Source organism: Alkalimonas mucilaginosa (assembly GCF_036327005.1).
GTDB lineage: Bacteria > Pseudomonadota > Gammaproteobacteria > Enterobacterales > Alteromonadaceae > Alkalimonas > Alkalimonas mucilaginosa.
Map to the genome: position 1 here is coordinate 202,884 of NZ_JAUGZK010000006.1, position 20,503 is coordinate 223,386.

At 51.3% G+C, this 20,503-nt stretch carries 21 protein-coding genes; 7 read left to right on the forward strand and 14 right to left on the reverse strand.

The annotated features are described in order from the left end of the window. Positions 1-2: 2 nt before the first annotated feature. The 10 genes from QWF21_RS10415 to murJ all read right to left on the reverse strand — a co-directional run bounded on the left by QWF21_RS10415 (position 3) and on the right by murJ (position 9,366). Positions 3-551, reverse strand: coding sequence for a PilW family protein (locus QWF21_RS10415; protein WP_330087987.1), 549 nt, complete (start codon positions 549-551; stop codon positions 3-5). Then, on the reverse strand, positions 548-1,006 hold the full coding sequence (locus tag QWF21_RS10420) for a prepilin-type cleavage/methylation domain-containing protein (RefSeq protein ID WP_330087988.1): 459 nt from the start codon (positions 1,004-1,006) through the stop codon (positions 548-550). The genes QWF21_RS10415 and QWF21_RS10420 overlap by 4 nt, the downstream gene beginning before the upstream one ends. Positions 1,007-1,014: 8 nt before the next feature. Then, positions 1,015-1,479: a GspH/FimT family pseudopilin gene (locus QWF21_RS10425; protein WP_330088014.1), complete on the reverse strand. Its 465-nt coding sequence runs from the start codon at positions 1,477-1,479 to the stop codon at positions 1,015-1,017. After that, positions 1,454-1,861, reverse strand: coding sequence for a type IV pilin protein (locus QWF21_RS10430; RefSeq protein ID WP_330087989.1), 408 nt, complete (start codon positions 1,859-1,861; stop codon positions 1,454-1,456). Before QWF21_RS10430 ends, QWF21_RS10425 begins: the two co-directional genes overlap by 26 nt. A 191-nt stretch (positions 1,862-2,052) precedes the next feature. Then, positions 2,053-2,982 (reverse strand): 4-hydroxy-3-methylbut-2-enyl diphosphate reductase, encoded by a 930-nt coding sequence (ispH, locus tag QWF21_RS10435; RefSeq protein ID WP_330087990.1) that lies wholly within the window; start codon positions 2,980-2,982, stop codon positions 2,053-2,055. Then, entirely contained in the window at positions 2,982-3,434 is a 453-nt protein-coding gene (fkpB, locus tag QWF21_RS10440) for an FKBP-type peptidyl-prolyl cis-trans isomerase (RefSeq protein WP_330087991.1), read from the reverse strand. The genes ispH and fkpB overlap by 1 nt, the downstream gene beginning before the upstream one ends. Then, positions 3,412-3,918, reverse strand: coding sequence for a signal peptidase II (gene lspA / locus QWF21_RS10445; RefSeq protein ID WP_407935283.1), 507 nt, complete (start codon positions 3,916-3,918; stop codon positions 3,412-3,414). The genes fkpB and lspA overlap by 23 nt, the downstream gene beginning before the upstream one ends. Beyond that, complete coding sequence (gene ileS, locus QWF21_RS10450; protein WP_330087992.1) at positions 3,918-6,749, reverse strand: isoleucine--tRNA ligase; 2,832 nt, start codon at positions 6,747-6,749, stop codon at positions 3,918-3,920. The genes lspA and ileS overlap by 1 nt, the downstream gene beginning before the upstream one ends. Positions 6,750-6,769: 20 nt before the next feature. Next, positions 6,770-7,723, reverse strand: coding sequence for a bifunctional riboflavin kinase/FAD synthetase (gene ribF / locus QWF21_RS10455; protein WP_330087993.1), 954 nt, complete (start codon positions 7,721-7,723; stop codon positions 6,770-6,772). Positions 7,724-7,797: 74 nt separating this feature from the next. Next, the gene (gene murJ, locus QWF21_RS10460; protein ID WP_330087994.1) at positions 7,798-9,366 is read right to left on the reverse strand and encodes a murein biosynthesis integral membrane protein MurJ; all 1,569 of its coding nucleotides are present in this window, start codon (positions 9,364-9,366) and stop codon (positions 7,798-7,800) included. A gap of 211 nt (positions 9,367-9,577) precedes the next feature. Here murJ and rpsT point away from each other — a divergent pair, with 211 nt between their 5' ends. Then, positions 9,578-9,847: a 30S ribosomal protein S20 gene (rpsT, locus tag QWF21_RS10465; RefSeq protein WP_091344958.1), complete on the forward strand. Its 270-nt coding sequence runs from the start codon at positions 9,578-9,580 to the stop codon at positions 9,845-9,847. A gap of 73 nt (positions 9,848-9,920) precedes the next feature. Here rpsT and QWF21_RS10470 read toward each other — a convergent pair whose 3' ends face one another. The 3 genes from QWF21_RS10470 to QWF21_RS10480 form a co-directional block, all read right to left on the reverse strand. Then, positions 9,921-10,214 (reverse strand): ArsR/SmtB family transcription factor, encoded by a 294-nt coding sequence (locus QWF21_RS10470; protein WP_330087995.1) that lies wholly within the window; start codon positions 10,212-10,214, stop codon positions 9,921-9,923. Between the two features lie 126 nt (positions 10,215-10,340). Further along, positions 10,341-10,712 carry a response regulator gene (locus tag QWF21_RS10475; RefSeq protein ID WP_330087996.1) on the reverse strand — a complete coding sequence of 124 codons (372 nt, stop codon included), beginning with the start codon at positions 10,710-10,712 and terminating at the stop codon, positions 10,341-10,343. A 117-nt stretch (positions 10,713-10,829) separates the two neighbouring features. Further along, entirely contained in the window at positions 10,830-11,213 is a 384-nt protein-coding gene (locus QWF21_RS10480; RefSeq protein ID WP_330087997.1) for a hypothetical protein, read from the reverse strand. 195 nt (positions 11,214-11,408) lie between these two features. Between QWF21_RS10480 and QWF21_RS10485 the strand changes: the two genes are divergently transcribed. Together QWF21_RS10485 and smrA are read left to right on the forward strand one after the other, a co-directional pair. Beyond that, positions 11,409-11,744: a hypothetical protein gene (locus QWF21_RS10485; protein ID WP_330087998.1), complete on the forward strand. Its 336-nt coding sequence runs from the start codon at positions 11,409-11,411 to the stop codon at positions 11,742-11,744. A gap of 59 nt (positions 11,745-11,803) precedes the next feature. Continuing rightward, positions 11,804-12,385, forward strand: a complete 582-nt coding sequence (gene smrA / locus QWF21_RS10490; RefSeq protein ID WP_330087999.1) for a DNA endonuclease SmrA — start codon at positions 11,804-11,806, stop codon at positions 12,383-12,385. A 314-nt stretch (positions 12,386-12,699) separates the two neighbouring features. Here the strand turns inward: smrA and QWF21_RS10495 are convergent, their stop codons facing one another. Beyond that, positions 12,700-13,620, reverse strand: a complete 921-nt coding sequence (locus tag QWF21_RS10495) for a 2-hydroxyacid dehydrogenase (protein WP_330088000.1) — start codon at positions 13,618-13,620, stop codon at positions 12,700-12,702. A 99-nt stretch (positions 13,621-13,719) separates the two neighbouring features. On the opposite strand from QWF21_RS10495, the gene QWF21_RS10500 reads away from it, so the two are divergent. The 4 genes from QWF21_RS10500 (at position 13,720) to QWF21_RS10515 (ending at position 20,490) form a co-directional block, all read left to right on the forward strand. After that, entirely contained in the window at positions 13,720-14,520 is an 801-nt protein-coding gene (locus tag QWF21_RS10500; protein ID WP_330088001.1) for a UDP-2,3-diacylglucosamine diphosphatase, read from the forward strand. 85 nt (positions 14,521-14,605) lie between these two features. Then, on the forward strand, positions 14,606-16,312 hold the full coding sequence (locus QWF21_RS10505) for a lysophospholipid acyltransferase family protein (protein WP_330088002.1): 1,707 nt from the start codon (positions 14,606-14,608) through the stop codon (positions 16,310-16,312). Positions 16,313-16,463: 151 nt separating this feature from the next. Further along, a complete protein-coding gene (locus tag QWF21_RS10510; RefSeq protein ID WP_330088003.1) occupies positions 16,464-18,083 on the forward strand; it encodes a DUF3300 domain-containing protein in 1,620 nt (539 codons plus the stop codon). 271 nt (positions 18,084-18,354) lie between these two features. Beyond that, positions 18,355-20,490, forward strand: a complete 2,136-nt coding sequence (locus tag QWF21_RS10515) for a glycosyl hydrolase family 18 protein (protein WP_330088004.1) — start codon at positions 18,355-18,357, stop codon at positions 20,488-20,490. The last annotated feature ends 13 nt before the right edge of the window (positions 20,491-20,503 follow it).

Below are 20,503 nucleotides of genomic sequence, written 5' to 3' on the forward strand. Positions count from 1 at the left end.
CTTCAGGTTTCCCGTACCAGGATCCGGGTTTTCAACGCCAGATCCAACCGCACATAAGGCAACAACTCACCATCGCTATTCAGATCCGCTCTTGGAAAATGTGGCGGTAAGCCAGCCGGAGCCACCCGAACCCTTAGCATATCGCCGCCCAGATCTGTAAAATCCAACGCCTGCAACCCGGTTAATAAAGTGACCCAGTCTCCTCCATTGATTTGGCATTGCAGCTCCCCCCCATGAAAGCGATAAGTCTCAGTAAAGGCGGTGGTTTGCAGGGCTCCCAGACAATCCAGGTCGGTCTCCTGCCGGTTTAGTCGCTGCACTTGCAGCTCTGCAGCCACAACAGCAATCGCATCGGCACTGCGAATGCTGCGTCCCAGTAATAACTGGCTGCTTCGAAGCACCTCCTGCGCATTCTCCAGGTCTTGCACTTCCCTCACCGTTTGATTTATTGCCAGGTAAGCTCCTCCAACCCCCAGCATCAAGGTGCTGGATAAAACCAGCGCAACCATCAGCTCAACCAGCGTCATCCCCCGGATAGCACAGTTCATCATTCACAACCTCCACCATTGCGCAACCAGGGAAAGCTGGCTACTAACTCCAGCTCGTTAGCCTGGCCATCCTGCATCCGTCGGTCTTGCCAGCGGATACGCACCAGATACTCTGACGTTGCATGGCTGGTATCCGGTGCAGTGGTGAAATGGAAAGCGCCACTGTCTGGTAACTCCAACTGATAAAGCTCTGGATCCTGCTCAGGCTGGGGTAAAAGCGCGGCGACAAAGGCGGCATCGTAGGGGCTGCCTTGCTGCAGTGCACAGAGTGAGGGCCAAATCCGCTCCACGGCATTTTGTGCCTGGATCACGGCGATAGTGCTGTACAAACTGCTGCTGGCAAATTGCAAAGCTCTGGCCTGTGCTGCAGCCAGCCCCAATAAAGCAATGGCCGCCAGTAAAATAGCAATCATGGCTTCTAACAAGCCAAAGCCAGCATGCACTGATTTGTGCTGCATATCGCCTCCTAAGTAGCGCAACTCGAAGCCTGGACGGTGAGTTGACCACTTGGCAAGATGATCAGGCAACGATCCGTTGCATAACCCCGTGGATCACGCACCTGCCACCGGGCCGATGCCGGCACCTGACCAGTAGCCAACAATTCCACATCCATCAGCGACACACTGAGTCGGGAAGACAGTTCAAACTGACGCAGCACCTGTTCATCTTCCAACGCAATAACGGACACCTGTGCTGCTGTTGCTGTTACCGCAATACTTGCCTCCCGTTTCACCGCCTCACTGCGGGCAAAATGGTAAATTGCCTGCAATTGATTGACAGCACGGGTATGGCGTTCTTGCTGCAGCCAGCTATCAAAAGAAGGTAAAGCCACTGCGGCTAAGATGGCAGCAATAGCCAATACGATCATTAGCTCCATCAAGCTAAAACCACGCTCTTGTTGCATGCTATTGATCTCTCCAACAAATGGCATCACCAGTAGCAGCAGTGCGAACACCAAACTGATCGATGGTTAAAGTGCCGCAACGGCTGTCCGTATAGTGCGGAATAGCACTCAACAGGTACTCAGTCGGGTTGGCGCTTTGATAGGTCAGTTCGTAATGGGGATGACTGGGCAATGTCAGCAGCTCAGGATAGCGGCCCTGACGGCTGTATGCGCGCTCCAGAGTATTCACCTGCTCCAGCAGCAACCGCTGAGCATCCGTACGACGGCCAGTATTGACATGATCCAGATAGGATGGATAAGCAATTGCCGCCAAAATACCTACAATGGCAACTACCACCATCAACTCCAACAATGAAAAACCTTGTCTTTCGTTTGCTACAGACCAAGTAGTGCGCCATTGCAGTATCATACAGATCCTTAAAAACAACTTGCTAAATTAGCCAATTGACAACGCTGTCATTTTTACCTTTTAAAAAAGCCGATAAGGCAGTTCCTGTTAGGTTTCATCAGGTTGTTCGCTATTTGTACCATAAGTTGTTAGGAGATGGAAGATTTTCCACTCGCTGTAACTGAATCAGTTACAGCGAGGAAAATTAAAAGCTAACGTAGCTCCGCTGGAATGGCAAAAACAATATTCTCTTCCCGGCCCGGGTGCTCGGTCACCGTTCGACCGCCCCAGCTTTGCAGTTTGGTTACCACTTGTTGTACTAATACCTCAGGGGCAGATGCGCCAGCCGTCACCGCGACCCGCTCCATCCCATCCAGCCAGCTTTGCTGAATGTCATCTGCAGTATCAATCAGATAAGCTTTGGCGCCCATTTTCTCAGCCAGCTCACGCAAGCGATTGGAGTTGCTGCTATTTTTAGCGCCAACCACCAACAGCAATTCAGCTTTTCCTGCTAGTTCCCGTACCGCATCCTGACGATTCTGAGTGGCGTAACAGATATCGTCTTTGCGTGGGCCTTCAATGTCAGGAAAACGCTGACGCAAGGCTTCAATCACATCAGCGGTATCATCTACCGATAGCGTGGTTTGGCTACTAAAGCACAGCTGCTGCGGATTTTTTACCTGCAACTGTTGCACATCCTCGACCGACTCCACCAGGTAAATACCACCGGCCGTATTGTCGTACTGACCCATAGTGCCTTCCACTTCCGGATGGCCGGCATGGCCAATAAGAATGCACTCAATGCCTTTGCGGCTGGCCCGGGTTACTTCCATATGCACCTTTGTCACCAGTGGACAAGTGGCATCAAAGACTTTCAACCCACGCTCTTTGGCTTGCTGACGCACCGCTTGCGACACACCATGGGCACTGAAAATCACAATCTGGCCATCCGGCACTTCGTCCAACTCATCGACAAAGACAGCGCCGCTGCGACGCAAACCATCGACCACAAACTTGTTGTGCACCACTTCATGACGGACATAAATCGGATGCTCATACAGCTCCAACGCACGCTCAACAATACTGATGGCACGATCGACCCCAGCACAAAAACCACGCGGGTTGGCCAGTAAAATATCCATTACTGTACCTCCAGAATTTCCAGTTGGAAGGTTAGGGTTTGCCCTGCCAGCGGATGGTTAAAATCGACCGTCACCGACTGACCAGCGACCTCACGAATCAGGCCTGGCAGCTCGGAGCCATCCGGCATGGTAAAACCAATAATCATCCCTACTTCGGCCGGACTGTCACTGTTGAACTTGCTGCGATCCAGATAATAAATATTATCCGGATTCGGTTGGCCATAGGCATCTTCAGGTGCCAGCGTGAAAGTGAGCTTATCACCGGCACTTTTTCCCAGCAGCTGCGCCTCAAAAGCAGGCGAAACACTGCCATCGCCAATACGTATCCTGGCAGGCTTGTTATGCACCCGGGTGCTTTCAGCAGCACTGCCATCAGATAATTTAATATCGACATGAAAAATCACCGCACTGTCGGCACTGACTGGCTGTTTAACGGGGTTTGGCGTCGTCATGGCCTTGCTCCTGATTGCTGAAACTGTCCCATATTAATAAAGCTGCGCCAATCACGATGGCCGAGTCGGCAATGTTAAAGGCTGGGTAATGCCAGTTCTGATAATACAGATGAAAAAAGTCGATCACATAACCGTGCCACAAGCGGTCAATCAAATTACCAATGGCCCCGCCGATAATCAGACACAAGCCAATGCTTAATTTAGTTGCCTTAGGACTTAGCCGTTTGAGCCACACACTGAGCACCGCAATAATTACCACTGCGACCACAGTAAAAAACCAGCGCTGCCAGCCACCGGCATCGCTTAAAAACGAAAAAGCAGCACCGGGGTTACGCACATAGGTCAGATTAAAAAATGGCAACAGCTGAATGGAGTCGTACAAAGCCATGCTGTGGTGCACCCACTGCTTGGTCACCTGATCCAACACCAACACCAGCAGTGCCAGCCACCAGAAAGCCCAACCGGTTTGCTGAAACAGCCGCATCAGGCAAACTCCCTCTGCTCGCCGGCGCCACTGACGTTGTCAACACAGCGCAGACAGATGGTCGGGTGAGCGGCATCCGCCCCCACATCATGACGATAATGCCAGCAGCGCTCGCATTTCACTGCACTGCTGGCCTGTACCAGCACCTTTAAACCTGCGATATCTGTGGCTTCGGCTTCGACCGGTGCCGCTTCGCTGCTGACCGTAGCGGTACTGGTGATTAACACGAAGCGCAACTCATCCTGCAACTGTTGCAACTGGGCGGCTAATTCAGCAGTCGCAAATAAAGTCACTTCTGCTTGCAGCGATGCACCAATCTTTTCCTGCTTACGGGCTTTTTCCAGCACCCGGTTCACTTCATCCCGTACCAACAACAGTTGTTGCCAGAAAGCATCGTCAAAACGACCGGCAGGGACTTGTGCTAAGCCTGAATACCAGACATCCATCAGCACATAAGGCTCTGGCTGAGCCGGCAGTTGCTGCCAGATTTCCTGCGCCGTGAAGCTCATAATAGGCGCCATCCAGCGTACCAGTGCCTGCACAATGTGGTACATCGCCGTTTGGCAGGAGCGTCTGGCCTGGCTATCGGCTTTGGCTGTGTACTGACGGTCTTTAATCACATCCAGATAAAAACTGCCCAGTTCAATGGTACAGAAATTCATCAGCTTCTGACTGACCTGATGGAACTGGTAATTGTCGTAAGCCTCAATGATTTCCGCTTGTAGCTGAGCCGCCCGGCTTACCATCCACAAATCCAGCTCAACCAGCTCATTAAACGGCAACTGATCGGTGGCAGGATCAAACCCATTCAGGTTGGCCAGTAAGAAACGGGCGGTATTGCGGATCCGGCGGTATTTATCGGCCGCCCGGTTCAGGATTTCATCCGATACCGTCATTTCCGAGGTGTAATCGGTGGTCGCCACCCAAAGCCGTAGGATATCTGCACCCAGCTTGTTCATTACCTGCTGCGGTGACACCACATTGCCAAGCGATTTGGACATTTTCCGGCCCTGGGCATCGACGGTAAAACCATGGGTCAGCACTTGTTTGTATGGCGCATGGTTTTTAATACCAACGCCGGTCATCAAGGACGACATAAACCAGCCCCGGTGTTGATCGGAACCTTCCAGGTACAAATCAGCCTGGGTTGCGCCCTGAAACTCGGCTCTGGCATCGACCACACAGGCATGGGTCACGCCCGAGTCAAACCAGACATCCAATGTATCTTTCACTTTGACATAGCGGCTGGCATCTTCGGCACTCAGCAGTTCCTCCGGCTCTAAATCGAACCAGGCCTGAATGCCCTGCTGCTCCACTTTTTCTGCCACCTGCTCCATCAGTGCTGGGGTATTCGGATGCAAGGCCCCGGTGTCTTTATCAACAAAGAGTGCAATAGGCACACCCCAGGTACGCTGACGCGAAATACACCAGTCTGGCCGCCCGGCCACCATTTTCTCAATACGGCTTTGGCCCCAGTCGGGTACCCATTGGGTGTTGGCAATTTCCTGCAACGAGGTGGCTCGTAAGCCTTGTTGCTCCATGCTGATAAACCACTGCGGAGTAGCACGGAAAATTATCGGTGTTTTGTGGCGCCAGCAATGCGGGTAACTGTGCTGGTAGGCTTTGTGTACCAATAGAGCCTGGCGCTCTTTGAGCGCTTCGACCACCGAATCGTTGGCTTTAAAGACATGTTGACCGGCAAAAAGCGGCGTATCGGGTAAATAGACGCCATTGGCACCCACAGGGTTCGCGACTTCCAAACCATATTTTTGGCCGACCACGAAGTCTTCCTGACCGTGGCCTGGTGCGGTATGGACACAACCGGTACCCGAGTCAGTGGTCACGTGCTCACCCAAAATCACCGGCACTTCAAAATCGTACAGCGGATGCTTTAATGCCACCAACTCCAGTTGCTTGCCTTTGCAAAAGCCAAGCGCATGGTAATGCTCAATGCCAGCGCGCGCCATCACATCCGTCACCAGATCGGTCGCAACGATTAAGCGCTCCGGGCCATGCTCGCCCTGCTCCACCTGGATCAGGCTGTAATCCAGATCTGCATGTACAGCAACAGCCCGGTTGGCCGGGATGGTCCAGGGAGTCGTGGTCCAGATCACCACTGAAACCGGGCCTTGGCCGCGGTGATCTTCAGGGTGATCAAAGCGATCCACCACGGCTTCGTCTACCAGCTTAAAACGCACATCAATAGCAGGGGAGGTTTTGTCCTGATACTCAACTTCAGCTTCAGCCAATGCTGAGCCACAATCGGTACACCAGTGCACCGGTTTAAAGCCTTGCTGCAAATGGCCATTGTCGATGATTTTGCTCAGTGACCGGATAATATTGGCTTCAAAATCATAATCCATGGTCCGGTAGGGATTGTCCCAGTCGGCCAACACGCCCAGGCGGACAAAGTCGACTTTCTGCGCTTCAATTTGCGACGCAGCATACTCGCGGCATTTTTGCCGGAACTCGGCATCGCTTAGCTTCACCCCCGGTTTGCCGTATTTTTTTTCTACTACCAACTCAATTGGCAGGCCATGACAATCCCAACCGGGAATATAGGGCGCATCAAAATCCGACAGGGTTTTAGCCTTGATGATCATGTCTTTCAGAATTTTATTAACGGCATGACCAATATGAATGTTGCCGTTAGCATAGGGCGGACCATCGTGCAAAATAAACTGTGGCTTGCCCTGTTTGGCGGCACGAATTTGCTGGTAAAGCCCATCTCGTTGCCACTCAGCCAGCATGGCTGGCTCACGCTGCGCCAAATTACCGCGCATAGCAAACTCGGTTTCAGGCAGGTTCAGGGTATGCTTGTAGTCACTCATCCGTTATTCGTCCGTCATCGTTATTGATTGGCTTCAACCTGCTCAGAGGCTGACGACTGAAAATAGGCGCGGGCCGCTTCGGCGTCCCGCTGAATTTGTTGCTGCAGTGCTGCAACACTGGCAAAGCTCTGCTCGTTACGCAGTTTCTGCCGTAACAAAACTTCAATTTGGCTACCGTACAAATCACCTTTAAAATCAAAAAGGTGAGCTTCCAGCTGCTCAGTTTTACCCGATACTGTTGGTCGTGAACCTATGTTGGCCACACCCCGATAGCACCCGAAATCTGTGATAGCCTCTATCGCATAGACACCATGCACCGGCAGCTTTTTTCGATACAACCAGACGTTGGCGGTAGGGAAACCCAACTGCCGCCCCAGCTGTCGGCCATGACGAACCTTCCCCATTAATGAAAACGGTCGTCCCAGCATGGCTTCTGCTAATAACAAGTCGTCAACCGCCAGTGCCTGACGGATGGCTGTGCTACTAATGCGTTGCGTCTGCTGTTTCAGGCTAGCGGTTGGGGTCAGGCCAAACTGGAAGCGCGCCGCTTCCTGTTGCAACAGTGCGTAATTACCGGCACGGTTCTTTCCAAAACAAAAATCATCGCCGACGATCAAATGCTGTACGCCTAACTGTTGCAACAACAATTGCTCGACAAAATAATCAGGCGCCAAATCAGCAAAGCGCCGGTTAAAATTAACGCAGAGCAACCGGTCAATACCAAGCCTGGCAAGGCCAAGGTATTTCTCCCGCAGACGGCTCAGCCTGGCTGGTGCCTGGTCGGGTGCAAATAACTCCAGTGGTTGAGGCTCAAAGACCATCACGCAGGATGGCAGTTGACGCTGCCTCGCCACCTGCATCAATTGAGCCAGCACGGCCTGATGGCCTAAATGCACCCCATCAAAATTACCAATGGTCAGCACGCAGCCACGATGTTCCGCCTTGATGTTATGTAAACCGCGAATAAACTCCATGCCTGCCTTAACACCACTCTAAGCCGCACCCAAGTGCAATCAGCAGGCGATTATACCTGCTAATGCGAGGCTTTTCATCCTGTATGACGTTGTCGACGGATATGACCTGGCCTGCCACCAAACGCAAACAACAAGCCAAAGTATGTGACAGCACCAAGCATACAGCCAAGCAGCAGCTGACTTAGTTGCCAGCCCATACTTTCCTGATACCAATAGGTCATTTCCGGCAACCACCACCAAAGCACCGCGGCCATCCCCAGACTGGCCAGCAACACCCGGCACAGAAACCCTACACTGTAGGTAGAAACCCGATAAACATCTATAGCTTTCAGGCCACGATAAAGTAAGAAAGCATTCAAACTGGCCGATAGTGCCGTGGCAAGTGCCAGACCAACATAACTAAGAAATGGTGCCAATAGTAAATTCAGTCCCATATTGGACACCATCGCAATAATGCCAATACGCACCGGTGTTTTCATATCCTGACGGGCATAATAAGCCGGAGCCAAGACTTTGATCAGCATAAAACTAAATAAACCACAGGCGTAGGCAAATAAACTGTACGACACCCGGTCTACATCCAAGGCACTGAACTCACCGCGCATAAAGAGCACAGCAATGATGGGTTTGCCAAGAACCATCAAAGCTGCCATTGCCGGCAAACCAAACAGGGCAATAAAGCGCACTGCCCAGTCCAGGGTCGCACGAAACTCATTCTGGCTGGCTTTGGCATGCATACGCGATAAAGTGGGCAGGATCACTGTTGCAATAGCAATACCGAACAAGCCCAGCGGAAACTCCAGCAACCGATCGGAGTAATACAGCCAACTGACTGCACCTGTCAGTAAAAAAGAAGCGATCACTGTATCCAGTAAAAGATTGATTTGGCTGACGGATACCCCAAACATTGCAGGGAGCATTAAAGTCCGTATTTTTACAACGCCAGGATCATGCCAGCCCCAACGTGGCCGCACCAACAGACCAGCGCGAGCCAGAAAAGGCAGTTGGAACAACAACTGCAACAAACCACCAAAAAACACCCCCCACGCCAAAGCCAGAGCTGGTTCATCAAAATGATCGGCAACAAAAACCGCAGCAACAATGATGGCAATATTTAAAAATACCGGGGTAAAAGCGGCAACGGCAAATTTGTTGTAGGTATTGAGAATGGCACCGGAAAGGGCCACCAGGCTGACAAAGAATAAGTAAGGGAAAGTTATTTTAAGCATCAGGCTGGCCAACTCAAAGCGCTCTGCATCCGGCCCACCTTGCAGCCACTCAATAAACCACCCCATACCAAACAACATAGCTACCAAAGGCGATGCCAAAACACCAAACAAGGTAACCAGAGTCACCACAACGCCCAAAGTACCAGCGGCTTTGGCTATCAGTGCCCGCACCGCATCATCGCCGTGCTTTTCTTTAACTTCACTGAGTACAGGTACAAAAGCCTGGGCAAAAGCGCCCTCAGCAAACAAGCGGCGTAAAAAGTTGGGAATTCGGTTGGCAAAGAAAAAGGCATCAGCAGCAGCCCCTGCCCCAACAAAAGCTGCAATCACCACATCGCGCAGCAAACCCAGCACACGGGAAATCAGCGTCATGCTGCTAACAATAATGCCTGATTTTAATAACTTTTCAGCCACCGGCTATCCTCTGTTTCAGGGGTTTATAATTGCTGCCGGCTATTTTCACCTGTAGCTACCCGCAAATACCAGTACTAAATTCAGTAACTGCTGCAGTTTAGTTGCAATAACCCCAGCGAAGCACTGATAAACCATTTGACAAGCGCTGGTAAAGTAGGCATATTATGCGGCCTTTAAAGAGTCCGGTTTATCTAGTTTTAGGAGTGTTACCTTGGCTAACATCAAGTCTGCTAAGAAGCGCGCAATTCAGTCTGAAAAACGCCGTAAGCATAATGCCAGCCAGCGTTCAATGATGCGTACTTTTATCAAAAAAACCTATGCGGCTGTGCTGGTAAGTGATGCCACCGCTGCTCAGGATGCGTTTAAGAAAATGGTGCCAGTTTTGGATCGTATGGCAGACAAAGGTCTGATCCATAAGAACAAAGCAGCTCGCCATAAGTCGCGCCTGAATGCCCATATCAAGGGTTTGTCTGCTGCTTAATTGTGCCAGACACAAAAAACCGGCTTTATAGCCGGTTTTTTTGTATCTGTAAATCTGTATCGCCTGCTGGTTATCAGGCGCAATAAAGATCGTGCAGCACTTTCATTACGGCTTTTACCTCATCGCTTTCAATGCGGTAAAATACGGTTTGTGCTTCTTTGCGGGTTTTGACCAACTGATGACGTCGTAACAGAGCGAGATGCTGCGATAAGGCCGATTGGCTAAGCTCTAAGCGCTCATTCATCTCACCGACAGACATTTCCCCTTCCAGCAAATAACAGAGAATAAGCAAACGGCGCTCGTTGGAGATTGCCTTTAAGAGTTTGGCTGCCTTGGCAGAGTTTTTACGCATTTCTTGTAGGTTCATATTCTTTTACACCTAAATGTCTAGACGGCTTATTATCACCTGTCGACAGAAAATTCACAAGTGATTCGCCCGACGCTTTACATAAAAGGCCATAGTATGCATAAAAAATACGATAAGTGTAAATTTTTAATTTAGATAAGATTGCACAAGATGCATTATGCGCTTGGCAGAAAATGGCTTTACCACGAAAGCATGGGCACCAGCTGCGATACTGGCCCGTAAATTATCAACACTGGAAAATGCCGATATCATCACAATCTGACTGCTTTGATTGATGGATTTAAACTGACGCAGTAGCTCTTTGCCATTAATATCAGGCAGCTGTATGTCCATAAAGATCAGCTGAGGCTGCAACTGGTGGTACAGTGATGTGGCTTCAGCACCATCAGCTGCTTCCACTACATCAGAAACGCCAACGGCAAACAAAATTTGTTTTAAGTAGCTACGAACAGCAGCTACATCATCCACAATCAACACACGCAACATTGATTTTGTCATTTGCCAGCATTCCTTTCCATCCTGAACACAAAAACCTGCGTGCCCAATACCACTCCATGTCAGTACATACTAACAAAAACAAACCATAGGGCCAAGCCATCCTGCAGCATTTAATATTCAGGCGAACCGTGGTGGCTTTTGATGATGACGTTGCAAGCCACGTAATAACCATAGCTGGTGACCAACCACCAGAAAAATAACCATTGAAGGATAGAAATAGGGGTCGCTGGTCCAAGCAAACAGCAGCAGTGCCGTACTGATGTAAAGAAAAGGCAGCAGCTCATACAGCCAAAAAGGAAGCATACCAGCTGATACGGTCGCAGTATCCAAATCACGCCGACGGTGCTCGGAGCGCAGCACCCAGACCAAGCCTCCGGTCATCAACAGCAGTATGCCTGACAAAGTGGTAAGCACAGCAACACCTGGCAGCAACGCTATGATCACGGCACCAGAAAACACATAAACATAAGGCAACAACTCATAGAGTTTATTCGGTACCATCCGCCACCTCAGTGACTACAAAACAACCTTAAGCATAGCTCGCCTTAGAAATATTACCAGCCATGCCACTTGCCCCCAAGCTCAAACCAAACCATTAGAAAAACTAAGTTGAATCATACAAAATTACTCAGTTGATGCAATTGTATTCTGCTCAGATAATGCGCGCCATTCGCATAGCTTTTTCAGGGGGAACTAATGGAAGCAGCCGTATACGATGTCATTAGCTGGGTTGGTCTGGCTATCTGCATTGGTGCCTTTTTTATTAAAGATGTGTTCTGGCTCCGGTTAGCCACTTTAATTGGCTGTGCGCTGATGTTTATTTACTACTTATTTATCGCTATCCCACAAGGTGTGATCTCAAATTTACTGGTGCTGCTGATCAATGCTTATTACCTCGGTTTGTTCGCCTGGCAACGCCACAAAACCAACCAGCTTTTGGCCGCTGAGCCTGATGTTGAAACGGTCGTGACCACTGAGCCAACGCCGACAGTGAATAGCCCGGCCAGTTCAGCTGCAGCGACAGCCGCATGACGTCAGCTACCGAACAGCGTATAATTAGCCTATCAGTAACTGGATGATCAGGTTGAGCTGTGTCGACAGATGAATTGAATGATTTTCTGAAAGAAATGGCCGATGTCCGGCCTTTACAGCATAATGAAATGGCGCCTGAGGCTGGAGAGTTCCAACCTACGCTGGCGCAACTGGCTCGGCGTGAAGCTGCAGAGCAAGACATGGAGTTTGATCCCAATTACCTCAGCATGGAGTATGTGGATCTGCTTAAACCGGACGATTTGATTGCCTACAAAAAAGATGGTGTGCAGGAAGGTGTCTACCGCAACCTGCGCCTTGGTAAATATCAGTTGGATGCTACTCTGAACTTACTGGGGAAAAATTTACAACTCGCCCGCAAACAATTATTCGATTTTATCCAGGATTGCCATCAACGCGGTATTCGGACGTTACTGATCCATCATGGGATAGGCCGCAACAGCAAGCCCCATCCAGCCATTTTAAAAAGTTATTGTGCCAAATGGCTCAGCCAAATCCCGGAAGTGCTGGCCTGCCACACGGCACAACGCCATCATGGTGGTTATGCCGCCAGCTATGTGCTGTTGCAAAAGAACCAACAGCAAAAGCGTGACAACAGAGAGCGCCACAGCAAACGATTTTAACCAATTGAATTAAAAGGAAAACCCCGAAAAATCGGGGTTTTTTGATCATCCTTAACCATCCATTCCTGGCTTCAAAAAAGGAAGCTACAGGCTTCGGCTTTTGTCAAAAATGCTGATAGTGCCATCAGGCAAACAACTATGACAATTGCGGTAAAGCCAAAACCACGACTGGACGCTTTACTCATAAAAATTACCTCAGCGCTTAATTTTTTATTGTTGTGAGCAAGTTAGCTTAACTGGTTAAGCTGCCAACTAGTGTAGACAACTTGTAGTTTATTTACAACAAGTGTGTATTTATACAGTGCTTTTCACAATCAATACTCTTTGTCACTATCGACCTGATGCAACAATGGCGTGCCAGCCTGACTACGACGGTAATTTTCAACAATTTGATTGACGGCAGTGTCTATATTCGTCACAGCAGAAATATGCGGAGTAACGGTGACTTTAGGGTGCGACCAGAAAGGGTGCGCAGCAGGCAAAGGCTCCTGACTGAATACATCCAGGCAAGCAGCCTGTAACTGTTCACTGTCAAGCGCGGCTAACAAAGCACGATCATCGACAATAGCTCCGCGAGCAACATTGATCAGAATAGCCCCTTTTTTGAATAGGGCGAACTGCTGCTCATTCAGCAAGGCTTCGGTCAACGAAGTCAGTGGCAATAAACAGATCACCAGATCCGCAGCGGCAACAGCTGCCGGAAAACCATCCGTTCCAGCAAAGCACTGCACACCAGCTAATTGCTTTAAGCTTCTGGACCAGCCAGTTACGCTGAACCCTTCGTCAACAAAATGAGCAGCAACCGCCTGTCCTAGCTCCCCTAAGCCAAGCACACAAATGTGGTTGATCGGACGAGGTCCCCGCGGTCGCCATTGCGCCAGCTGCTGCTGACGGGCAAATTGATCCAGCCGGAGCTGATAGCTACGAAGCACAGCGTCCAAATAACGGATCATTGCCATCGCCAGCTTTGGATCCACAATACGACTTAGCGGTAAAGCTGGCAAATGTGGATCACGCAAAATGGAGTCCACACCCGCCCCATAGCTTTGAATCGCTTTTAAAGCAGGAAACTGCTGCAAGCTTCCGGCAGGTTGTTTCCACACCACGGCAAACTCAACCTGCTCTGGCTGGTTAATGTTCGGCCATTGCTCAATGACGACCTCAGGTAAGTGTTGCTGAAGGGCTGCAACCAAACGGCTCAAATCCCGGTCCGGGATCACCAAAGCTATCGACATATAAAGCTCACTGTCATAAAAGTTTCAGGGCATTGTCACCCGACTGACGCAATGCATCGGCAAGCTGACCACATCGTTAAGATACCATGGTGCCTACCGATGCTGAACTGCCGAACCTTGTTTTTATCCGATATTCATTTGGGCTGTAAAAACTGTCAGGCAGGCTATCTGCTGAATTTCCTGAAACATTGTCAGGTCGACAAAATCTACCTGCTGGGGGATATTGTCGATTTATGGGCCATGCAGCGCCAGGTGTTCTGGAAAGTTCAGCAAAACCAGGTGGTACGGCAACTGCTGAAAATGGCAGAGCAAGGCACTGAGATTATTTATGTGCCTGGCAATCACGACGAAGCTTTTCGGCTCTACGCCGGTAAGAACTTCGGCGCCATTCAGGTGCAATTACGCAGCCAGCATATTACCCACTCAGGTCAGCGTTTGTTGCTGCTGCACGGCGATGAATTTGACAAGCATGTGCAACTGGCGCATTGGCATCGCCGGCTGGGCGATCATCTGTACGATTTATTGCTGTTCCTAAACCGCTGGAATCAACGCTTTCGCCGCACCTTAGGCCAGCCCTATTTCAGCTTGTCAGCCTACATTAAAAGCAAAGTCCCCGGCGCTCGTCAGGCCATAGCCCGCTACCGGGATGCCGCCGTGCAACGTGCCAAGCGCGGTGGTTACGATGGTATTGTCTGCGGCCATATTCATCACCCGGAAATTACCCTGCAAGATGGAATTCTCTACTGCAACGATGGTGACTGGATTGATAGTTGTACGGCTTTGGTGGAAACCAGAGATGGCAGCCTGGCGCTTTATCATTGCGCTGAAACTTGCCAACAGTTGTCCGTCTGGCCAAAGCCAGTCAAGGCAAATATGACCACCTTATCCAAAGTCGCCTGAGGTCACAGAAAGGTCATAAAATCGCCATCAAACTGCCATACCGCTGCGTTAGCCTGAGACAGCCAAACCGGTTGGGAGCAGTTCCATGTTGAATGTTGAGCAGATGCTGCAACAACAAGCACCACAGCTTGATCACAAGCCACGATTGAAAAAAATCACCACCTGGCTACTCCGCCAACTACTGCATGAAAAGGATTTCATGCAGTTTGCAAAGACCTATCCCCATCTGCAAGGGCTGGATTTTGTCGAGCAAGTGCTGGAGTATTTTCAGTTTCAAACCACAGTGCGTGAGCAAGAGCTGGAGCGGATCCCAAGCGATGGTCGGGTAGTCATCATTGCCAATCATCCGATTGGTTCGCTGGATGGGCTGGCACTGATCAAACTGATCAGCGAAATCCGACCCGATGTAAAAATTGTCGCCAACCAAATGCTGATGACCTTGCCTCCCTTGCACTCCTTACTATTTCCAGTTGATGCCATGCAAGGTCAAACCCGCCGTGAGCTGCTGGATAACATCGCACAGCATTTGCAGCAAGAAGGCGCCTTGATTATTTTTCCAGCCGGTGAGGTATCCCGGCTAAAGCCCAATGGTATTCGCGATGGTCGCTGGCACCATGGCTTTCTTCGCTTTGCTACCCAGGCCAAGGCACCGGTACTGCCGATTCATCTGCAGGGGCGCAATTCCTGGCAGTTTTATCTGGCTTCCATGTTGTACAAACCACTGGCTACCATGCTGCTGGTCCGTGAAATGTTTCGCCAACGCCAGAAGCAGTTGCAAATTCGTATCGGTGAACTGATTCCGTTTGAAAGCTTCTCCAGCCTGGCGCTGGAGCCTCAAGCCAGAGCCAAGTTATTTAAAAAGCACTTGTATCGAATTGGCACCGATAAAGCCCCGCTGTTTAAAACCCAAAGCGGCATTGCCTTGCCAGAAGATCGTAAAGTGTTGAAAAAGGCGGTGGAAGCGTGCCAGCTATTGGGCGAAACCGCCGATAACAAGCAAATCTATTTGTATCAGCATCAGGGCAGCTCCCCCATATTGCGTGAAATTGGTCGTTTACGTGAAGTGGCTTTTCGGGCTGTTGGTGAAGGCAGTGGCAAGCGGCGCGATATCGATCCCTTCGATAGCTGGTATCAGCATTTAATTCTGTGGGATCCAAAAGAGCTGGATATCGTTGGCAGCTATCGTTTTGCCGATACAGCGGCGGTTATTGCTAAGCACGGGCAGGCGGGCTTGTACTGCGATGCGCTGTTTCAAATGTCCAGCGGCATGCAGCCCTACCTGGCTGCAGGGCTGGAGCTGGGCCGGAGCTTTGTGCAGCCCAAGTATTGGGGTAAACGCAGCCTGGATTATCTCTGGTATGGCATCGGCGCCTACCTGAAACAGCGGCCGGATATTCGTTATCTGTACGGCGCCGTCAGTTTATCCAACAGCTACCCGCAGGCCGCGCGCGATCTGATGGTGTATTTTTACAATCTCTACTTTCAGCACCCGGCATCTCCTGCCGTATCGCGCCATCCTTATGTACTGAATGAACAACTGCTGCCAGAGTTGCGCCAACAGTTTTGTGGCAACGACTATGCCGCTGATTTCAGCCAACTGAAGCATTTGCTGGCCAATATGGGGCTCAACATCCCCACCCTGTACAAGCAATACAGTGAGATCTGTGACGCCGGCGGTGCTTACTTTTTAAGTTTCGGTCTGGATCCGGATTTTTCCGACTGCATGGATGGCCTGGTGCTGGTCGATATCACAAAAATTAAAGCCCATAAGAAACAACGCTATATGGGGTGATGGCGGCCAGTTCACTGGCAGAGTGCGCCAATTCAGGTTAAGTTAAGCTTGTACCGTCTATAAATTAGTCAAATGCGTGACTCTTTCACGCTGCACTGATCGCTTGCCGTGTTCAATTCCCGCTGGCAATGGCGAGTACAGGAGGACACCCATGTCTGACTTAGTCCATACCTTTAAACGGTGGCTACCGCTGGCACTTTGTGCTTTGCTGTTAAGTCTGCCAGCCAGCGCTCAGGATGAGTCCTTTGAGCAGGCGCAACTGGATCAGGTGCTGGCACCGATAGCTCTGTATCCGGACAGCATCCTCAGCCATGTGCTGATTGCCTCTACCTACCCGCTGGAAGTGGTACAGGCCGCCCGCTGGGTTGCGCAGCATCCGGAACTGGATGCAGAAACCGCCTTGCAGCAAGTCGAGCAGCAACCCTGGGATCCCAGTGTCAAAGCCCTGGTGGCATTTCCGGATTTGTTGGAGCGCATGAGCGACGATCTTGATTGGCTGGAGCAATTAGGCGAAGCTTTTTTAACCGATGAAACCTGGGTGATGCAGAGCATACAGCAGCTGCGTGAACGCGCCTACGCCCATGGCGCCTTTGAGGAAGTCGAACACATTGTGGTGCAACGTGAGCAGGATGTGATCATTATCGAGCCGCGTCAGCGTGAAGTGGTCTATGTCCCCTATTACAACACCCGGGTGGTCTATGGGGATTGGTGGTGGCCGCATCATCAGCCTTACTACTGGCATTATCCAGGCGCTTACTATACCCACAGTGCTTTCTATTGGGGGCCTTATTACCGGGTCACGCCGCGCTTTTACTTCAGCGGTTTTCACTGGCACCATCGCCATGTGATCGTGAACCATCATCATTTTTATCATCCACCACGCTATTACCCGACCCGGGTGGTGCATGTGCACCATGGCAAGCGCTGGCAACACAATCCGGTGCATCGCCGTGGTGTGGTCTATCGTCGTGAAGCCCTGAGCCGTCAGTACGACCCTCGCCCCAGAAGCTATACCCGGGAAGAACGTGGTCCGGCCCGCGAGTGGCGCCGCCCGCGTGCACAACCGAGTGGTGATTACAACACCAGTTACCGTCAGCATGAGCGAAGTGCTCTAAGAGCAGAGCGGGGGCAACGCCAGGAGTACAATCACTCAGCTCGTACTGAACAGCGTACTAACCTGCGGGCAGATGCAGTATCACCTCGTCATGACAGCAATCTGCAGCAACGCAGGGAACAGCTGCAGCAGCGCCAGCAAACGACTACGGAGCGTTCCGCTCACCTGAACCAACGACAGCAACAGCTCACTGAGCGACAAGTGCGCCGTCAGAACACAGACAGTGCTGCGGCCACTCCAGCTCGTGAACAGCGGCAGCGCTCTGCAGAATATCGGGGCACGCGTGAGGTTCAGCAAAACAACGCCCTACCAAGCCGTCAGCCTACCCTGCAGCAACCCGCTCAGGTAAGCACCCCTGCTGTCCGGCCTCACCGTCAAATAGAACAACGTACTCTGCCACAACCGGAGCCCATCCGCCAAAGCACTCAACCACAGCAAAGAACACCTCGCCCGGAGACGATTCGCAGCCAGAGTCCGGCTCAGTCACAGCCCAGTGCACCAAGCCGGATACAGTCGCAGCCAACTACGCCTAATCGGGCTCACAGCACAGCCCCAGCACAACGGCCGCACCGGGTTGATCGCTCAGCCAGCCCACGGCCGCAAGCTGCTGAGCGCAGCAGCCGTAGTAGCGAGCGTCGGCAACGACAGCTGGATTGAGCTCAATTTACAGTGCCAGTACAGCCTGGCACTGTAAACTTTCCCGTCAGTTGATCGTAAATTTTTATAGAGCTATTTCAATAACTTATCCCTTTATCATAACTTTATCACTTGACAACGCTGTCATTTGGTAAATAGTTAGTTCGGACATGCCACTCAACGTCATTTGCAACAAGGGAGCCGTCCGTCAGGCAGACATTCGTTCAAGCATGTTGATACTAAACTGCTTCAAGGCAGTCATAAAAATAACCAATCTCTATTGGAGGACACCATGCAATATCGTCTGAGCCAGCTCTGTCTGGCCGGTTCCTTGCTTTTTGTCAGCAACTCAGTCTTTGCCAGCACACCTGGCACCCCAAATATCAGCTGGATGCCAAGCCAGTTCGAGCTACAAAACGGCGCTGTCACCATCCCTGTACAATGGGATATGTGGTGGGGAACCAACGGCAATAAGTGGGCTTTGCTAAAAAATGACAGCGTTGTCTATAGTGCAGCGCTCACACCCAATGGCCAGCAAGCACAAAGCGGCCAGGCCAACCTGACGCTCACCCAGCCCGGTAGCTACCAGTTGCAAGTGCAACTTTGTCTGGTTACTGGTGCTACCGAAAACTGTCAACCCAGTGGCATCACCACCATTCAGGTCAGTGGCAGTGGCGGTTCGGATCCAGTAGACCCTGTGGACCCAGTAGATCCGGTAGATCCGGTTGACCCAGTAGACCCGGTCGAACCTGAACCCGTGAATCCAGCGGCTCCCGCCAAACCAGTGATTGCCTGGCTGGATAGCAATCAATCCATGATCAATGGTAACGCCAGCTTTACCATCAGCTGGAATATGTGGTGGGGTAATAACGGCAATCTGTGGCAATTAAAGCAGGATGATACCGTGATCCACAGCGCTGCACTGACGCCCAATGGCCAACAGGCACAAAGTGGCAGTCTGCAGGTGAATGTCGGCCAAACCGGCCAGTACCAATACAGAATCAGCCTCTGCCAGCAAAGCAGCACCGCCCTGCTCTGCACTGACAGCGATGCTACCACCGTGACCGTCTCCGCAGGCTCAGGCGGTGGCGGCGGAGGTGGCGGTACCAATCCAGACTTTGATCCCTGGACCGATCTGGACATGACCTACTGGCCGCACCCATTGAAGGAGCGCAACCGCAGCTACCAGAACACCAGCGGCAAAAAAGTGGCCGCCTACTTCGTGGAATGGGGCATCTACGGTCGCAATTACCATGTGGCCGATATCCCGGCAGAAAACCTGACCCATATTTACTATGGCTTTATTCCGGTCTGTGGCCCGAATGAATCGCTGCGTCAGGCCAACCCTGAGGGCTATGCCGCCTTAAATGCCCAGTGCCGTGGTAAAGCTGATTACAGCGTGGTGGTGCACGATCAATTTGCTGCGCTGGAAAAATCCTACCCGGGCGATCGCTGGGATCAACCCATTCGCGGTATTTTTGCCGAGTTGTACCGGTTAAAACGGGCCCATCCTGAGGTCAAAATTCTGCCTTCAGTGGGCGGCTGGACCCTGTCCGATCCGCTGTACGACATTGGCGTCAATCCAGCAGCCAGAGCCGTCTTTATCGAGTCGATGATCGACTTTATCCGCACCTACGATTTCTTCGATGGCATTGACATCGACTGGGAATTCCCGGGTGGCGGTGGCGCTTTGCCTGAGCTGGGTAGCCCGCAAGACGGTGCCGGTTTTGCCATTTTGATGCGTGAACTGCGTGAAGCGCTGGATGCACTCAGTCTGGAAACCGGCCGTGAATACGAGTTGGCAGCAGCCATGAGTGGTGGTGTACAGAAACTCAGTGTAGTCGATTGGGAAGATGCGCACCCGTACATGGATTTCATCAATCTGATGACCTACGACTACTACGGTGCCTGGAGCGGTACCCTGGGCCATATGACCGGCTTGTACCCATCCGACAACTCACCGATCGACGGTTTCTCTGCCCATGAAGCCGTGCAATACCTGCTCAACCGTGGGGTACCAGCAGAAAAAATCGCGCTCGGTGCTGCCATGTATGGCCGCGGCTGGACCAACGTCAGTGGCGTGGTAGCTGGCAACCCCTTTACCGGCACCGGCGGCGATGGCATCACCGGTGGCTGGGAGCGCGGCATTATGGATTACAAAGCCATTGAAACCAACTTTATGGGTGGGCCTGAAGCCACTGGTATCAACGGCTTTACCGTCGGCTGGGATGATGAAGCCAAGGCCAGCTATGTCTGGAACCCAGCGACCAATACCCTGATCAGCCTGGATACCAAGCGCTCGGTGCGGGAAAAAGGCAGTTACATTCTGCAACATCAACTGGGCGGCATTTTCGCCTGGGAAATTGATGCCGATAACGGCGCCATCCTGAATTCGATGCATCAGGGCCTGGGCCACTCAGAGCAGTAACTCACTATAAGCC

What these genes read in the sequence shown, in the direction of transcription:
- QWF21_RS10415 (WP_330087987.1), bottom strand. Translation starts at nt 551, where the DNA reads ATGATGAACTGTGCTATCCGGGGGATGACGCTGGTTGAGCTGATGGTT.
- QWF21_RS10420 (WP_330087988.1), bottom strand. Translation starts at nt 1,006, where the DNA reads ATGCAGCACAAATCAGTGCATGCTGGCTTTGGCTTGTTAGAAGCCATG.
- QWF21_RS10425 (WP_330088014.1), bottom strand. Translation starts at nt 1,479, where the DNA reads ATGCCATTTGTTGGAGAGATCAATAGCATGCAACAAGAGCGTGGTTTT.
- QWF21_RS10430 (WP_330087989.1), bottom strand. Translation starts at nt 1,861, where the DNA reads ATGATACTGCAATGGCGCACTACTTGGTCTGTAGCAAACGAAAGACAA.
- ispH (WP_330087990.1), bottom strand. Translation starts at nt 2,982, where the DNA reads ATGGATATTTTACTGGCCAACCCGCGTGGTTTTTGTGCTGGGGTCGAT.
- fkpB (WP_330087991.1), bottom strand. Translation starts at nt 3,434, where the DNA reads ATGACGACGCCAAACCCCGTTAAACAGCCAGTCAGTGCCGACAGTGCG.
- lspA (WP_407935283.1), bottom strand. Translation starts at nt 3,918, where the DNA reads ATGCGGCTGTTTCAGCAAACCGGTTGGGCTTTCTGGTGGCTGGCACTG.
- ileS (WP_330087992.1), bottom strand. Translation starts at nt 6,749, where the DNA reads ATGAGTGACTACAAGCATACCCTGAACCTGCCTGAAACCGAGTTTGCT.
- ribF (WP_330087993.1), bottom strand. Translation starts at nt 7,723, where the DNA reads ATGGAGTTTATTCGCGGTTTACATAACATCAAGGCGGAACATCGTGGC.
- QWF21_RS10470 (WP_330087995.1), bottom strand. Translation starts at nt 10,214, where the DNA reads ATGAACCTACAAGAAATGCGTAAAAACTCTGCCAAGGCAGCCAAACTC.
- QWF21_RS10475 (WP_330087996.1), bottom strand. Translation starts at nt 10,712, where the DNA reads ATGACAAAATCAATGTTGCGTGTGTTGATTGTGGATGATGTAGCTGCT.
- QWF21_RS10480 (WP_330087997.1), bottom strand. Translation starts at nt 11,213, where the DNA reads ATGGTACCGAATAAACTCTATGAGTTGTTGCCTTATGTTTATGTGTTT.
- QWF21_RS10485 (WP_330087998.1), top strand. Translation starts at nt 11,409, where the DNA reads ATGGAAGCAGCCGTATACGATGTCATTAGCTGGGTTGGTCTGGCTATC.
- QWF21_RS10495 (WP_330088000.1), bottom strand. Translation starts at nt 13,620, where the DNA reads ATGTCGATAGCTTTGGTGATCCCGGACCGGGATTTGAGCCGTTTGGTT.
- QWF21_RS10500 (WP_330088001.1), top strand. Translation starts at nt 13,720, where the DNA reads ATGCTGAACTGCCGAACCTTGTTTTTATCCGATATTCATTTGGGCTGT.
- QWF21_RS10505 (WP_330088002.1), top strand. Translation starts at nt 14,606, where the DNA reads ATGTTGAATGTTGAGCAGATGCTGCAACAACAAGCACCACAGCTTGAT.
- QWF21_RS10510 (WP_330088003.1), top strand. Translation starts at nt 16,464, where the DNA reads ATGTCTGACTTAGTCCATACCTTTAAACGGTGGCTACCGCTGGCACTT.
- QWF21_RS10515 (WP_330088004.1), top strand. Translation starts at nt 18,355, where the DNA reads ATGCAATATCGTCTGAGCCAGCTCTGTCTGGCCGGTTCCTTGCTTTTT.